Below are 15,775 nucleotides of genomic sequence, written 5' to 3' on the forward strand. Positions count from 1 at the left end.
CTGGCTCGGGGATTGGGGCGGCCCGCACAGTACCCCGACCAACCTTCGCGCAGTTCCCCGCGCCCCCAATCCCCGCAGCGAACCCAAACCCACACCCAACCACCCGCCCCCCAAGCGGCGCGGGGAACCGCGCGAAGCCCGGCTCACCCCACCCGCCCCGCCGCCCGGCGCTCGCGCAGAAGCAGCAGCGCCAGCACCCCCGCCCCCACCATCAACCCCGCCGCCCCCAACGCCGCGAAATCCAGCCCCCGCGTGAACGCGGCGTACGCCGAGGAGGCCAGCCCCGTGTCCCCGCGCGAGAGCGCCACCGCCGCCCCCAGCGTCTCCCGCGCCGACGCCGGCGCGCCGGTGTCGGCCATGCCGTGGCGGTAGACCGCCGCGCCCACCGAGCCGAGGACCGCCATGCCGAGCGCCCCGCCCAGCTCCTGGCCCGATTCCAGGACCGCGGCCGCGGAGCCGGCCCGCTCGGGCGGCGCCGCGCCCAGGGCGAGTTCGTTGGCCAGGGACATCGCGGCCACGAGGCCGCAGGTGTACACCGCGCAGGCCACCAGGGTGAACCAGAGCGCCGAGTCCGGGCGGACCTGGGTCAGCGCGAGGAAGCCGCAGGCGGAGACGGCGAAGCCGGCCGCCATGACGGTCCCCCGGTCGTGGCGCCGGGCGAGGGCCGCCCCGCTCGGCGCCCCCACGAACGCCCCCACCGCCGGCACCAGGCTCCACAGCGCCGCGTGCAGGGGGCTCTGGCCGAGCACCGACTGGAGGTACTGGGTGAGGAACACGGCCATGCCCACGGTCGCCGCGATCGCGAAGAGATTGGCGAGCACCGCCCCGCCGTAGGTGCGCCTGCGCAGCAGCTCCAGGTCGACCAGGGGATGGGCGAGGCGCGACTGGCGGCGCACGAAGACGTACAGGAGGGCGAGCCCGCACAGGACGGACACGGCGGGCATCAATTCCGCTCCGTCGCGGGCGAGTTGCTTGACGCCCTGGATGAAGGGGAGCAGCCCGGCGAGCGACAGCACCGCACTCGGCAGGTCGAAGCGGCCTGCCGCCGGGTGCTTCACCTCGGGCAGCAACAGCGGCGCCAGGACGAGCAGGAGGAGCATCGCGGGAAGGTTGATGAGGAACACCGAGCCCCACCAGAAGCGTTCGAGCAGGGCTCCGCTGACGACCGGCCCGAAGGAGATACCGACGGTCATGACGCCGGTCCAGGCGGTGACCGCCTGGGCGCGCTGGCGCTCGTCGTGGAAGAGGTTGCGGATCAGGGCGAGGGTGGAGGGCATCAGGGCGGAGCCGCCGACCCCGAGCAACGCGCGTACCGCGATGAGCAGTTGGGGCGAGTCGGCGTAGGCCGCGGCGACCGAGGCGAGGCCGAAGACGACCGCCCCCGCCAGCACGAGCCGGCGCCGCCCGATCCGGTCGCCGAGCGCGCCCATGGTGATGAGCAGCCCCGCGAGCACAAAGCCGTACATGTCGAGGATCCACAGCTGCTGGGTGGAGCTGGGCGTGAGGTCCTCGCTGATGAACGGGATGGCGAAGTAGAGGATGGAGACGTCCATCGAGACGAGCAGCAGGGGCAGCATGAGGACCGCGAACGCGGTCCATTCCCTGCGTCCGGCGCGCGGCGCGCCCGGTGTCGTGGGGCCCGCGAGGGAGCCGGTGGTGGTGTCCATGAGGGGAGGGAAGCAGGGGTACGCGTACGGCGCCATCGACGACCTAGTGCACCGTCCGCACACCCCGTGGATACCGGGCGGGACGCCGTTCGGCGCCCTAGTACACTCCCGTCGTGACCGACCCCGCGCCCTACCTCTCCATCGCCGCCGGCATCCGGCGCCGCATCGCTTCGGGCGAGCTCGCCCCCGGTGCCCGGGTGCCTTCGACCCGGGCCATCGTGCGCGAGTCGGGGGTGGCGATGGCGACCGCCACGAAGGCGCTCGCCGTGCTCGCGAGGGAGGGCCTGGTGCGAGCGGTGCCCGGGGTCGGCACGGTGGTCGCCGATGCGGTCCCGGCGCGCGGGCAGGACCAGGGAGCGCCTTTGAGCCGGGCCGCCGTCGTGGCCGCCGCGGTCCGCATCGCGGACACGGAGGGGCTCGCGGGGCTCTCGATGCGGCGGGTCGCGGCCGACCTCGGGACCTCCACGATGGCGCTCTACCGGCACGTGCCGAGCAAGGGCGAGCTCGTGCGGCTCATGACGGACGTGGGGTTCGCGGAGGCGGATCCGGGCCACCCGGCCGGTGACTGGCGCACACAACTCACCCATGCGACACGGCAGTTGTGGGCCGCGTACCGGGCGCATCCGTGGATGGCGCGGGCCATGGCCTCCTTCAACCGGCCCGAGCCCATGCCCTGGGCGATGACCTATACGGAGTCGGTACTGAGGGCCCTGCGCGGCACGTCACTGAGCGCGCACCAGGTGATGCTCGCGCATCTCACCCTCATCGCGTTCGTCCAAGGCCTGGGCCTGGCGATGGAGTTGGAGGATCACGCCCTCCAGGACACCGGGGTCTCCAACGGCGAATGGATGGAGCGGCACGGGGGTCGGTTTGCGGCCATCGTGTCGCGCGGCCACTACCCCGTGCTGACCACCCTGTTCGAACACGAGCCGTTCGCGATGGACTTGGACTCGCTCTTCGGTTTCGGCCTCGACCGACTCCTCGACGGCATCGCGGTGAGCATCCGCGAAACGTCCGCTTAACGAACGACGACCTTCGGACAACGGACGGTTTTCGGCCAACTTGTTGACGCGCTCCTGACACAGGTTCTCCGCTGCTGGCACTCTTCCCCCGTTCCTCGCACACAGTTTTCACGCACAACATCTCGTTGCCGCACATGCTCCGCTTTGCTCTGCCCGGCCGACCCCACCCAGTCGCCCGGATCCCCCTCGCAGAAGGAGTTCGCGTGAGATCCACGCATCGTCGTCGTGCCACCGCCACCGGCGCCCTGATCGCCGCAGCCGCCATGCTCAGTGTCGGCTTCCAGGCCGGGACCGCCAGCGCACACCCCGACGACTCCGCGGCCACCGCGGCCCTCAAGGCCCAGGCGGTACGCAATCCGGGCGCCCTGCCCGCGAGTCTCACCCCCTCCCAGCGCGCCGAGCTCATACGCCAGGCCAGCGCGACCACGGCGGACACCGCCAAGTCGCTCGGCCTGGGCGCGCAGGAGAAGCTCGTCGTGCACGACGTGTCGAAGGACCAGGACGGCACGGTCCACACCCGTTACGAGCGGACCTACCAGGGCCTGCCCGTCCTCGGCGGCGACCTGATGGTCGACACCGCGGCCGGCAGGACCAAGGACGTCATCAAGGCGAACAGCGCGCAGCTGCAGGGCATCTCCACCACCGCCCCCGCCGACGCCCCGGCCACCGCCGCCGCCCAGGCCCTCAAGGCCGCCAAGGCCGTGGGCTCGAAGGCCGACAAGGCCGACAGCGCCCGCAAGGTCATCTGGATGGTCAAGGGCGCGCCGACCCTCGCGTACGAGACGGTCGTGGGCGGTCTCCAGGACGACGGCACCCCGAACCAGCTGCACGTCATCACGGACGCCAAGACGGGCGCCAAGCTGCACCAGTGGCAGGGCATCGAGACCGGCGTGGGCAACACCCGCTACAGCGGGCAGGTCACGCTGAGCACCACGCACACCGGGTCGAACTACACGCTGACCGACGCCACGCGCGGCGGCCACAAGACGTACAACCTGAACCACGGTTCGTCCGGCACCGGTTCGCTGTTCACCCAGACCACCGACACCTGGGGCGACGGCACCAACTCCAACGCGGCGACCGCGGGCGCCGACGCCGCGTACGGCGCGGGCGCGACCTGGGACTTCTACAAGAACGTCTTCGGCCGCAGCGGCATCCGGGGCGACGGCGTCGGCGCCTACTCCCGTGTCCACTACGGCAACGCGTACGTCAACGCGTTCTGGGACGACAGCTGCTTCTGCATGACGTACGGCGACGGAGCCGGCAACAACGACCCGCTGACCGCGCTCGACGTGGCCGGCCACGAGATGTCGCACGGCGTCACGGCCGCCACGGCCGGCCTGGAGTACGCGGACGAGTCGGGCGGTCTCAACGAGGCCACCTCCGACATCTTCGGCACCTCGGTGGAGTTCTACGCGAACAACTCCTCCGACCCGGGTGACTACCTCATCGGCGAGAAGATCAACATCAACGGCGACGGCACCCCGCTGCGCTACATGGACAAGCCGAGCAAGGACGGCGGCTCCGCGGACAGCTGGTACTCCGGCGTCGGCAACCTCGACGTCCACTACTCCTCCGGCCCGGCGAACCACTGGTTCTACCTGGCGTCCGAGGGCAGCGGCGCCAAGGTCATCAACGGCGTGAGCTACAACTCGCCGACCTCCGACGGCCTGCCGGTCACCGGCATCGGCCGCGACAAGGCCCAGCTGATCTGGTACAAGGCGCTCAGCACCAAGTTCAACTCCAGCACCGACTACGCGGGTGCCCGCGCGGGCACCATCGCCGCGGCGACCGAGCTGTACGGCGCGAACAGCGCCGAGGTCAACAACATCACCGACGCGTGGGCGGCCATCAACGTCGGCGCCCGCCACGGCGGCGGCACCGACCCCGGCGGCAAGGTCTTCGAGAACACGGCGAGCGTGGCCATCCCGGACTACCCGGGTGCCGCGGTGACCTCGCCGGTCACCGTCTCGGGCATCACCGGCAACGCGCCGGCCGCCCTCCAGGTCGGCGTGAAGATCACGCACACCTACATCGGTGACCTCCAGATCGACCTGGTGGCCCCGAACGGCACGTCGTTCCGCCTCAAGAGCTCCTCCTCGGACTCGACGGCGAACCTCAACAAGACGTACACCGTGAACGCCTCCAGCGTCGCCGCCAACGGCGTGTGGAAGCTGAAGGTCCAGGACAAGGCGAAGCAGGACGTCGGCACCATCACCGACTTCAAGCTCTCCTTCTGAACCCTGGCGTCACCGAACGACCGAACTTCCGCACAGAGCAGTGAAGTTCACCTTCGTGGAACTCATCTTTCGGCCGGGCGACCGGCTCGAAGGTGAAGGTGCCCGGAGCCCCTGTGGGGCTCCGGGCACCGCCCGTTTCACGGCCGTACGGGGCCGGGGCTCAGCGCATGAGCACGCCCGCGCCCTCCCCCGTCGCCTCCGTCGGGCCGGCGACCAGGCCGAGTTCCGCATGGGTCGCGAGGCCGGGGTGGGCCGGCAGGACCCGGACCGTGTAGCCGAACGGGCCGGTGCGGTCGAGGGCGAGCGGGCCCTCGTAGATCCAGCGGCCCTCCAGGTCGGGTCCGCCCGCCGGTTTCAGCGGGAAGACGGCCGCGTCCGCGATGGAGTCGGCCGCGTCCACCCGGCCGGCCACCGCCTGCACCTCGACGTCGTCGGGCCCGAGCTCTCCCAGGGCCACCCGTACCCGCAGCGCCAGCGTGGAGCCGAGCTCCGCGGTCCCGTTCTGCGCCGCCGCGTCGGGCGCCGCCGCCTCGACGTGGTCGACCGCGACCCGCGGCCAGGCGCCCCGGACCCGCGCCTTCCACTGCGCCAACTCCCGTGCGGTGGACGGGTCGAGGGAGCGGTGGGCGGCCGCGGCCGGCGCGTAGAGCCGGGTCACGTACTCCCGCACCATGCGTCCCGCGAGCACCTTGGGGCCGAGCGTGGTGAGGGTCTGGCGGACCATCTCGATCCAGCGGTCCGGAAGGCCCGCCGCGCCCCGGTCGTAGAAGCGGGGGGCGACCCGGTCCTCGATGAGGTCGTACAGGGCGTTGGCCTCCAGCTCGTCGCGGCGGTCCTCGTCGGTCGCCGCGCCGTCCGCGGTCGGGATGGCCCAGCCGAAGTCGGGCTCGAACCACTCGTCCCACCAGCCGTCGAGGACGGACAGGTTGAGGCAGCCGTTGAGAGCGGCCTTCATTCCGCTCGTCCCGCAGGCCTCCAGGGGGCGCAGCGGGTTGTTGAGCCAGACGTCGCAGCCCGGGTACAGCTTCTGCGCCATCTTCATGCCGTAGTCCGGCAGGAACACGATGCGGTGGCGCACCCGGGGGTCGTCGGCGAACTTCACCAGCTCCTGCACGAGCCGTTTGCCGCCGTCGTCGGCGGGGTGCGCCTTGCCCGCGACGACGATCTGCACCGGCCGGGTCGGGTGGAGCAGCAGCTCCATCAGGCGCTCGCGGTCGCGCAGCATCAGCGTGAGCCGCTTGTAGGAGGGGACGCGCCGGGCGAAGCCGATGGTGAGCACGTCGGGGCTCAACACCCCGTCGATCCAGCCGAGTTCGGCCGAGCCCGCGCCGCGCTGGCGCCAGGAGGCGCGCAGCCGCTCCCGCACCTCGGTGACCAGCTGTTCGCGCAGGTCCCTGCGCAGCTCCCAGATCTCCGCGTCCCCGATGTCGGCGACCGCGTCCCAGCGGTCGGAGCCGCCGACCGCGAGCGCGTCCTCGGCGCGGCCCGTGCCGATCTGGCGGGCGCCGAGCCGCAGGACCTCGGGCGCCACCCAGGTGGGGGCGTGCACGCCGTTGGTGACGGAGGTGATCGGCACCTCCTGCGGGTCGAAGCCGGGCCACAGGCCCGCGAACATCTGCCTGCTGACGGCGCCGTGCAGGGTGGAGACTCCGTTGGCGCGCTGGGCGAGCCGCAGCCCCATGACGGCCATGTTGAAGAGGTTCGGTTCGCCGCCGGGGTAGGTCTCCATGCCGAGCTGGAGGATCTTCTCGACGTCGACGCCCGGCAGCTCGCCGTCGTCGCCCAGGTGGCGGGCGACCAGCTCGCGGTCGAAGCGGTCGATGCCGGCCGGCACGGGGGTGTGGGTGGTGAAGACGGTGCCGGCCCGGACCGATTCGAGCGCGGCGTCGAATTCCAGCCCATCGCCGGCGAGTTCACGGATGCGTTCGAGCCCCAGGAACCCGGCGTGCCCCTCGTTGGTGTGGAACACCTCGGGCGCGGGGTGCCCGGTGAGGCGGCAGTACGTCCGTACCGCGCGCACCCCTCCGATGCCGAGCAGCATCTCCTGGAGGAGCCGGTGCTCGCTGCCGCCGCCGTAGAGGCGGTCGGTGACCTCGCGTTCGCCGGGGCCGTTGTCCTCGACGTCCGAGTCGAGCATGAGCAGCGGCACCCGGCCGACCCTGGCCTGCCAGATCGCGGCGCGCAGGGCGCGGCCGCCGGGCAGCGCGAGCGAGACCGTGGCGGGGGTGCCGTCCGGCTCCCGCAGGAGGGACACGGGCAGCTCGTTGGGGTCGAGCAGGGGGTAGTGCTCCTGCTGCCAGCCGTCGCGCGAGAGCGACTGGCGGAAGTAGCCGTGCCGGTAGAGGAGGCCGACACCGATGAGCGGCACGCCGAGGTCACTGGCGGATTTCAGATGGTCGCCGGCGAGAATGCCGAGGCCGCCGGAGTACTGCGGAAGGGCGGCGGTGACACCGAACTCGGGTGAGAAGTAGGCGATGGCGGACGGGAGTTCACCGCTCTGGTCCTGGTACCAGCGGTGGCCGTGCAGATAGTCGTCCAGGTCGTCGGCGGCCGCGGTGAGGCGGCGCAGGAAGCGGCGGTCCTGGGCGAGCGTGTCGAGCCGGGCGGCGCCGACGGCGCCGAGCAGCCGGACGGGGTCCTCACCCGCCGCCCGCCAGCCGTCGGGGTCCAGGGCCTTGAAGAGGTCTCGGGTCTCCGCGTGCCAGGACCAGCGCAGGTTGCGCGCGAGGTCGCCGAGCGGACGAAGGGGGTCGGGCAGGACAGGGCGCACGGTGAATCGACGGATTGCCTTCACGCTTCCACCTTCGCAGGGGACGTACGTAGCGGGGCGGCCACACCGCGATGTGCGCCCCTCCTTCACTCCCGAAGGTAGTGCCGGTGCGCCCCGTGCCACGACTGTGCCCCGCGGTCCGGAGCCATGGATTCCGGGAGTTCCCGGCGTGCCGCCCCTTTCCCTGATGGGACGTCACCTCACCTTGGCGCAGGCAAAGTTTGGGCCGTTGTCGGCCACGGTCCGGGCGGATTCGTTGCCTGAACCGTTACGCGCAGGTAGTTAACAAACTGCCGGAATGCCCACCCGCACACCGTGGAAGGCTCACTCGGTACGCCTTCCCACAGTCTTTCCCGCACGCCATTCGAGTGAACGCGGACAGGAGCGGCCATGCCCGCAGCCGGTCAGTCGCCAAGGGAGCAGCTAAAAAGGACAGACTCCCGCAAACGCGGCAAACCATACCAATCATCCGCAGGTGAACCCGTGAACCCGAACCCGTCCATCGGACGCATCCCCGTTCTCGACGTGCGCCCCGCCGTCGAGTGCGGCAGCAGGCCCGCGAAGGCGGTGGCAGGGGAGAGTTTCCAGGTGACCGCCACCGTGTTCCGCGAGGGTCATGACGCCGTGGCCGCCAATGTCGTCCTTCGTGACCCCGGAGGGCGCCGGCGCCCCTTCACCCCGATGCGTGAGCTCGCCCCCGGCACCGACCTGTGGGGCGCCGAGATCACCCCCACGTCGGAGGGCCACTGGACGTACACCGTCGAGGCCTGGGGCGACCCCCTGACCACCTGGCGCCACCACGCCCGCATCAAGATCCCGGCCGGCCTCGACACCGAACTCGTCCTCGCGGAGGGCGCCGCGCTGCACGAGCGGGCCGCGGCCGGGGTGCCCAAGGCCAAGGGGCGGCGCGAGGCGGTCCTCGCGGTGGCGGACGCCCTGCGCGACACGGGCCGCTCCCCCGGCGACCGGCTGGCCGCCGCCCTGGACCCGGCCGTGGACGCGGCGCTCTCGGCGTATCCCCTGCGCGACCTCGTGACCTCATCCGCTCCGATGCCGCTGCTCGTGGAGCGCCGCCGAGCGCTGTACGGGTCCTGGTACGAGCTGTTCCCGCGCTCCGAGGGTGCCGTCGTCACCGGCGACGGGCCGCCGGTCTCCGGCACCTTCCGCACCGCCGCAGCGCGGCTGCCCGCGGTCGCCGCCATGGGTTTCGACGTCGTCTATCTGCCGCCGATCCACCCCATCGGCACCACCCACCGCAAGGGCCCCGACAACAGCCTGGAGGCCGGGCCCCTCGATGTCGGCGTGCCCTGGGCGATCGGCTCCGCCGACGGCGGCCACGACGCCGTCCACCCCGATCTCGGCACCCTGGACGACTTCGACGCCTTCGTGGGCGCCGCGCGCGACCTGCGTCTCGAAGTGGCCCTCGACTTCGCCCTCCAGTGCTCCCCCGACCACCCCTGGGTCGACAAGCACCCCGAGTGGTTCCACCACCGGGTGGACGGCACGATCGCGTACGCCGAGAACCCGCCGAAGAAGTACCAGGACATCTACCCGATCGCCTTCGACCAGGACATGCCGGGCCTGGTCGAGGAGACGGTGCGGCTGCTGCGGTTCTGGATGGGGCACGGCGTACGGATCTTCCGCGTGGACAATCCGCACACCAAGCCGGTGGTCTTCTGGGAACAGGTCATCGCCGAGATCAACGACACCGACCCGGACGTGATCTTCCTGGCCGAGGCGTTCACCCGGCCCGCGATGATGCGCACCCTCGCCAGGATCGGCTTCCAGCAGTCGTACACCTACTTCACCTGGCGCACCTCCAAGCGGGAGCTCACCGAGTACGTCACCGAACTGGCGACCGAGACCGCTCCTTACATGCGGCCCAACTTCTTCGTGAACACTCCGGACATCCTGCACGGCTACCTCCAGGACGGCGGCCGTCCCGCCTTCGAGGTGCGGGCGGTGCTCGCCGCGACGCTCTCCCCCTCCTGGGGTGTCTACGCCGGATACGAACTCTGCGAGAACGTGCCCGCCACGGCAGGAAGCGAGGAGTACCTGCACTCCGAGAAGTACCAACTGCGCCCCCGCGACTGGGAGTCGGCCGAACGCAAGGGCCGCTCCATCGCCCCCCTGATCACCGCGCTCAACCGCATCAGGCGCCGCCAGCCGGCCCTGCGGCAGTTGCGTTCGGTCCACTTCCACGACACCGACAACGACGCGTTGATCGCGTACAGCAAGCGCTCGGGATCGAACACCGTTGTGGTGGTCGCCAACCTCGACCCCCACCACACCCAGGAGGCCACGGTCTCGTTGGACATGCCGGAGCTCGGCCTCGCCTGGGACGAGTCCTTCCCGGTGCGCGACGAGCTCACCGGAGAGACCTACCACTGGGGCAGGGCCAACTACGTGCGCCTGGAACCGGGCCGAGCGCCCGCGCACATCCTGGTCCTGCGACCGTCCCCGCCGATCGGAGGGTCACCCACACCATGATCGTCAATGAGCCCGTCCACGACACCTTCGAGGACACCCCCGCCAAGGATCGCGACCCCGAGTGGTTCAAGCGCGCGGTGTTCTACGAGGTGCTCGTGCGGTCCTTCCAGGACAGCAATGGCGACGGCGTCGGGGATCTCAAGGGCATCACCGCCAAGCTGGACTATCTGCAATGGCTGGGCGTCGACTGCCTCTGGCTCCCGCCGTTCTTCAAATCACCGCTGCGCGACGGCGGTTACGACGTCTCGGACTACACCGCGGTGCTCCCCGAGTTCGGCGACCTCGCCGACTTCGTGGAGTTCGTCGACGCCGCCCACCAGCGCGGCATGCGCGTGATCATCGACTTCGTCATGAACCACACCAGTGATCAGCACGAGTGGTTCCAGGAGTCGCGCCGCGACCCGGACGGCCCCTACGGCGACTACTACGTCTGGGCCGACGACGACAAGCAGTACCAGGACGCGCGGATCATCTTCGTCGACACCGAGACGTCCAACTGGACCTTCGACCCGGTCCGCAAGCAGTACTACTGGCACCGCTTCTTCTCGCACCAGCCCGACCTCAACTACGAGAACCCGGCCGTGCAGGAGGAGATCGTCTCCGCGCTGCGCTTCTGGCTCGACCTCGGCATCGACGGCTTCCGCCTCGACGCCGTGCCCTACCTGTACCAGGAGGAGGGAACCAACTGCGAAAACCTTCCGGCAACGCATGAGTTCCTCAAGCGGGTGCGGGCCGAGATCGACGCGAGCTACCCGGACACGGTGCTGCTCGCCGAGGCCAACCAGTGGCCGGAAGACGTCGTCGACTACTTCGGCGACTACGCCAAGGGCGGCGACGAGTGCCACATGGCGTTCCACTTCCCGGTGATGCCGCGCATCTTCATGGCGGTGCGCCGCGAGTCGCGCTACCCGGTCTCGGAAATCCTCGCCAAGACCCCGGCGATCCCGCGCAACGCCCAATGGGGCATCTTCCTGCGCAACCACGACGAGCTCACCCTCGAAATGGTCACGGACGAAGAGCGCGACTACATGTACGCGGAGTACGCCAAGGATCCCCGCATGCGGGCCAACATCGGCATCCGGCGCCGGCTCGCCTCGCTCCTGGACAACGACCGCAACCAGATCGAGCTGTTCACCGCGCTGCTGCTCTCGCTGCCCGGCTCGCCGATCCTGTACTACGGCGACGAGATCGGGATGGGCGACAACATCTGGCTCGGCGACCGTGACGCGGTGCGCACCCCGATGCAGTGGACGCCCGACCGCAACGCGGGCTTCTCCTCCTGCGACCCGGGCCGGCTCTTCCTGCCCACGATCATGGACCCCGTCTACGGCTACCAGGTGACCAACGTCGAGGCCGCCATGGCCTCGCCGTCCTCGCTGCTGCACTGGACGCGGCGGATGATCGAGATCCGCAAGCAGAACCACGCCTTCGGGCTCGGCTCGTACACCGAGCTGGCGTCCTCCAACCCGGCCGTCCTCGCGTTCCTGCGCGAACACGGCGACGACCTGGTGCTGTGCGTGCACAACTTCTCGCGCTTCCCCCAGCCCACCGAGCTGGACCTGCGGGCGTTCAACGGGATGCACCCGGTGGAACTGATCGGCGGGGTGCGCTTCCCGGCGATCGGCGAATTGCCGTACCTGCTCACCCTGGCGGGCCACGGCTTCTACTGGTTCCGGCTGCGCAAGGACCCCACTCCTCCCGCCGCCGTCTGACCGGGGACCCGGGCGGAGCGGTTTCCAGCGCTCCGCCCGGGGCACTCTGAACCCCGAACCCCGCGCGCCGCCGGACAGCTTCTGTTGCAATCCGGGACACTCTGCGCAACTCGATGTGTGCCCGGGGAAAGGATGCGCCGCCATGCCCAAGGCCGCACCGCCCCGTACCACCGGCCTCCCACTCACTCTGCTGACCTCCCTCGCCCCTCTGCTGCACGAATGGCTGCCACGGCAGCGCTGGTTCGCGGGCAAGGGGCGGCCCGTCACGGACTTCGCGCTGCTCACCGCGACGGAACTGCTGCCGAACCTGCTGCACCTGCTCGTACGCACCGAACACGCCACCCCCTCCTTGCCGGGCGGCACCGCACAGGCGGCGCCCGCCGACTGCTACCAGCTCCTGCTCGGGGTGCGCGACCAGCTGCCGCCGCGTCTCGCGCCCGCCCTGATCGGCCGGGCGAGCCAGGGCCCGCTCGCCGGGCTCGCGGTGTACGACGCCCTCCAGGACCCCCAGTCCGCGGCCCTGCTCCTGGAACGCCTGCGCACCCCGGGAAGCGTGGGCCCGCTGTCCTTCGACCGTGATCCCGGGGTCACGGTCGCGGCGGGTCTCGCGCCACGGCTGCTCGGCGTGGAACAGTCCAACTCCTCACTGGTGTACGGAGATACGTTCATTCTCAAGGTGTTCCGGCGGGTGCAGCCCGGTGTCAATCCGGACCTCGAACTGCCGTGGGCGCTGGCCCGCCAGGGCTGCGACCGGGTGCCCGCGCCCGCCGCGTGGTTCGGGACCTCCCACCCCCAGGAGACGACGCTCGGTGTGCTCCAGCCGTTCCTGCGCGGCGCCGACGACGGCTGGACCCTGGCGCTCGCCTCGCTCGCGGACGGGCGCCCCTTCTCCAAGGAGGCGTACGAGCTGGGGCGGGCCACCGCAGATGTGCACCTCGCGCTCGCCGAGGCGTTCGCACCCGTCTCGCTCGGCCGGCCGCAGACCGCGCTGATCGCGGCCGCCATGACCGAGCGTCTGGACGCCACCGCCCAGGCGGTCCCCGCGCTCGCCCCGTACGTCCCCGGTCTGCGGGCCGCGTTCGACGCGGTCGCCGCGCTAGAGACGGCGGGCTCCGCCCAGCGCATCCACGGCGACCTCCACCTGGGCCAGGCCCTGCGGGCCGCCGAAGGCCCCTGGTCGGTGATCGACTTCGAGGGTGAACCCAGCCGCCCGCTCGCCGAGCGGCGCCGCCCCCAGCCCCCGGTGCGCGATGTGGCGGGCATGCTGCGCTCCTTCGACTACGCGTCCTGTTCCGCCCGCCCGAACAACCCCCGCTGGGCCGAGGAGTGCCGGGCCGCGTACTGCGCGGGCTACGCGGCGCGCTCGGGCCGCGACCCCCGCGAATCGCCCGAGCTGCTGCGCGCGTACGAGACCGACAAGGCCGTGTACGAAGTGCTCTACGAAGCCCGGCACCGCCCCGACTGGCTGCCCGTGCCGATGGCGGCGATCCACCGCCTGGCCGGGCACTGAAACCACCCGCGCACCACGCCCTTCGAGGAGGCAGTCCCCGTGACCCCCCGCCCCGCCCGCAACTCCTCCCAGCCCGCCGCCGGCGCCGCCGCACCCGCGGCGACGGCGGCGAAGCCCGCCAAGACGCCTCCCGCGCCCCGCCGGGCCGCGAGCCGCGGCGTGCGGCCCGCACCCGCGCTCAGCGCCGCGGACCGGGGGCGCCTGCTCGCCGGCGGACACCACGATCCGCACGCCCTGCTCGGCGCGCACCCGGTACGGGGCGGCGTGGCGATCCGCACCCTTCGCCCGTACGCGCGCGCCGTGACCGTGCTCGGCAAGGGGCTGCGGGCCGAGCTGCACGACGACGGCGACGGTCTGTTCTCGGGGGTGCTGCCGCTGCGTGAGGTGCCGGACTACACCCTGCTCGTCACCTACGACGACAACGAGATCGAGGTGCACGACCCCTACCGCTTCCTGCCCTCGCTCGGCGATCTCGATCTGCACCTGATCGGCGAAGGGCGCCACGAGGAGCTGTGGACGGCGCTCGGCGCCCGCCCGATGGTGCACCAGGGCGTGACCGGCACCCGCTTCACGGTGTGGGCGCCGAACGCCCAGGGGGTCAGGGTCAACGGCGACTTCACCTACTGGGACGGCACCGCCCACCCCATGCGCTCCCTCGGCTCGACCGGGGTGTGGGAGCTGTTCCTGCCCGGCGTCGGCGACGGCGCGCTGTACAAGTTCGACATCATGCGCCCCGACGGCAGCCACACCCTGCGCGCCGACCCGATGGCGCGGCGCACGGAGGTGCCGCCGGCCAACGCCTCGATCGTCACCGAGTCCCACCACGTGTGGCGCGACGAGGAATGGATGGCGCGCCGCACCGAGCGCCCGGTGCACGAGGCGCCGTTCTCGGTGTACGAGGTCCACCTCGCCTCCTGGCGGCCGCGCCTGACCTACCGTCAGCTCGCCGACCAACTTCCGGCGTACGTGAAGGACCTGGGCTTCACGCATGTGGAGTTCCTGCCGGTGTCGGAGCATCCCTTCGGCGGTTCCTGGGGCTACCAGGTCACCGGCTTCTACGCCCCGACGTCACGGATGGGCACCCCCGACGACTTCCGCTTCCTGGTCGACGCGTTGCACGAGGCGGGCATCGGCGTGATCGTGGACTGGGTGCCCGCGCACTTCCCGAAGGACGACTGGGCGCTCGCCGAGTTCGACGGGCGCACCCTGTACGAGCACGAGGACCCGGCCCGCGCCGAGCACCCCGACTGGGGGACCCTCGAATTCGACTACGGCCGCAAGGAGGTCCGCAACTTCCTGGTGGCGAACGCGACGTACTGGTGCGAGGAGTTCCACGTCGACGGGCTGCGCGTCGACGCGGTGGCCTCGATGCTGTACTTGGACTACTCGCGCGAGGACGGCGAGTGGAGCCCCAACGAGCACGGCGGCCGCGAGAACTTCGACGCGGTGGCCTTCCTCCAGGAGATGAACGCGACGGTCTACCGGCGCTGCCCGGGGGTGGTGACCATCGCCGAGGAGTCCACCGCCTGGGACGGGGTGACCCGGCCCACCGACCACGGCGGCCTGGGCTTCGGCCTGAAGTGGAACATGGGCTGGATGCACGACTCGCTCGGCTACGTGCAGCACGAGCCGGTGCACCGCAAGTACCACCACAGCGAGATGACGTTCTCGATGGTGTACGCCTACAGCGAGAACTACGTGCTGCCGATCTCCCACGACGAGGTGGTCCACGGCAAGCGGGCCCTGGTCTCGAAGATGCCCGGCGACTGGTGGCAGCAGCGCGCCACCCACCGCGCCTACCTGGGCTTCATGTGGGCCCACCCGGGCAAGCAACTCCTCTTCATGGGGCAGGAGTTCGCGCAGGGCGCCGAATGGTCGGAGGAGCACGGGCCCGACTGGTGGCTGCTGGATCCGTCGTACAGTGCCGAGCCCGACCACCGCGGCGTACGGGATCTGGTGCGCGATCTGAACCGCGCCTACGCGGCCCAGCCCGCCCTGTGGGAGCGCGACACGGACCCGGCGGGCTTCTCCTGGCTCGCGGGCGACGCGGCGGAGGACAACGTCTTCGCCTTCCTGCGCCACGACGCGTCCGGCGCGCCCCTCCTGTCGGTCTCCAACTTCTCGCCGGTGGTCCGGGCCGAGTACCGCCTCGGCGTGCCGGACACGGTGCCCGCCTGGCAGGAGGTGCTCAACACCGACGAGGCCCGCTACGGCGGAGGCGGCGTGGGCAACCCCGGCCCGGTGAAGCCCGACCCGACGCCGTCCCACGGCCGCCCGGTTTCCCTCAGCCTGACCCTGCCGCCGCTCGCCACGATCTGGTTCCGGCCGGTGTGAGCCCGAAGGGCCCCCGCGCCCCGGCCGGGG

8 protein-coding genes are annotated in these 15,775 nt (G+C 71.3%); 6 read left to right on the top strand and 2 right to left on the bottom strand.

What is annotated here, in order from left to right; genetic code table 11:
* Positions 1–143: 143 nt before the first annotated feature.
* On the bottom strand, positions 144–1,667 hold the full coding sequence (locus OG432_RS08680) for an MFS transporter (RefSeq protein WP_328309398.1): 1,524 nt from the start codon (positions 1,665–1,667) through the stop codon (positions 144–146).
* A 113-nt stretch (positions 1,668–1,780) separates the two neighbouring features.
* On the opposite strand from OG432_RS08680, the gene OG432_RS08685 reads away from it, so the two are divergent.
* Complete coding sequence (locus tag OG432_RS08685) at positions 1,781–2,689, top strand: TetR/AcrR family transcriptional regulator C-terminal domain-containing protein (protein WP_328309400.1); 909 nt, start codon at positions 1,781–1,783, stop codon at positions 2,687–2,689.
* Positions 2,690–2,892: 203 nt separating this feature from the next.
* Complete coding sequence (locus tag OG432_RS08690) at positions 2,893–4,929, top strand: M4 family metallopeptidase (protein ID WP_328309402.1); 2,037 nt, start codon at positions 2,893–2,895, stop codon at positions 4,927–4,929.
* 160 nt (positions 4,930–5,089) lie between these two features.
* On the opposite strand, the gene glgP is transcribed toward OG432_RS08690, so the two are convergent.
* Positions 5,090–7,723: an alpha-glucan family phosphorylase gene (gene glgP, locus OG432_RS08695; protein WP_328309404.1), complete on the bottom strand. Its 2,634-nt coding sequence runs from the start codon at positions 7,721–7,723 to the stop codon at positions 5,090–5,092.
* A gap of 366 nt (positions 7,724–8,089) precedes the next feature.
* Here glgP and OG432_RS08700 point away from each other — a divergent pair, with 366 nt between their 5' ends.
* From OG432_RS08700 to glgB, 4 genes are all read left to right on the top strand, one after another.
* Entirely contained in the window at positions 8,090–10,189 is a 2,100-nt protein-coding gene (locus OG432_RS08700) for a maltotransferase domain-containing protein (protein WP_443058352.1), read from the top strand.
* A complete protein-coding gene (gene treS / locus OG432_RS08705) occupies positions 10,186–11,901 on the top strand; it encodes a maltose alpha-D-glucosyltransferase (RefSeq protein ID WP_328309408.1) in 1,716 nt (571 codons plus the stop codon). Before OG432_RS08700 ends, treS begins: the two co-directional genes overlap by 4 nt.
* A gap of 142 nt (positions 11,902–12,043) precedes the next feature.
* A complete protein-coding gene (locus tag OG432_RS08710; RefSeq protein ID WP_328309410.1) occupies positions 12,044–13,411 on the top strand; it encodes a maltokinase N-terminal cap-like domain-containing protein in 1,368 nt (455 codons plus the stop codon).
* Between the two features lie 39 nt (positions 13,412–13,450).
* Complete coding sequence (glgB, locus tag OG432_RS08715; protein ID WP_328309412.1) at positions 13,451–15,745, top strand: 1,4-alpha-glucan branching enzyme; 2,295 nt, start codon at positions 13,451–13,453, stop codon at positions 15,743–15,745.
* Positions 15,746–15,775 lie beyond the last annotated feature (30 nt).

The organism is Streptomyces sp. NBC_00442, assembly GCF_036014195.1.
In the GTDB taxonomy this organism is placed as follows: domain Bacteria; phylum Actinomycetota; class Actinomycetes; order Streptomycetales; family Streptomycetaceae; genus Streptomyces.

Coding starts and splice junctions, on each gene's coding strand:
- OG432_RS08680 (WP_328309398.1), bottom strand. CDS start 1,667: ATGGACACCACCACCGGCTCCCTCGCGGGCCCCACGACACCGGGCGCG.
- OG432_RS08700 (WP_443058352.1), top strand. CDS start 8,090: ATGCCCGCAGCCGGTCAGTCGCCAAGGGAGCAGCTAAAAAGGACAGAC.
- treS (WP_328309408.1), top strand. CDS start 10,186: ATGATCGTCAATGAGCCCGTCCACGACACCTTCGAGGACACCCCCGCC.
- OG432_RS08710 (WP_328309410.1), top strand. CDS start 12,044: ATGCCCAAGGCCGCACCGCCCCGTACCACCGGCCTCCCACTCACTCTG.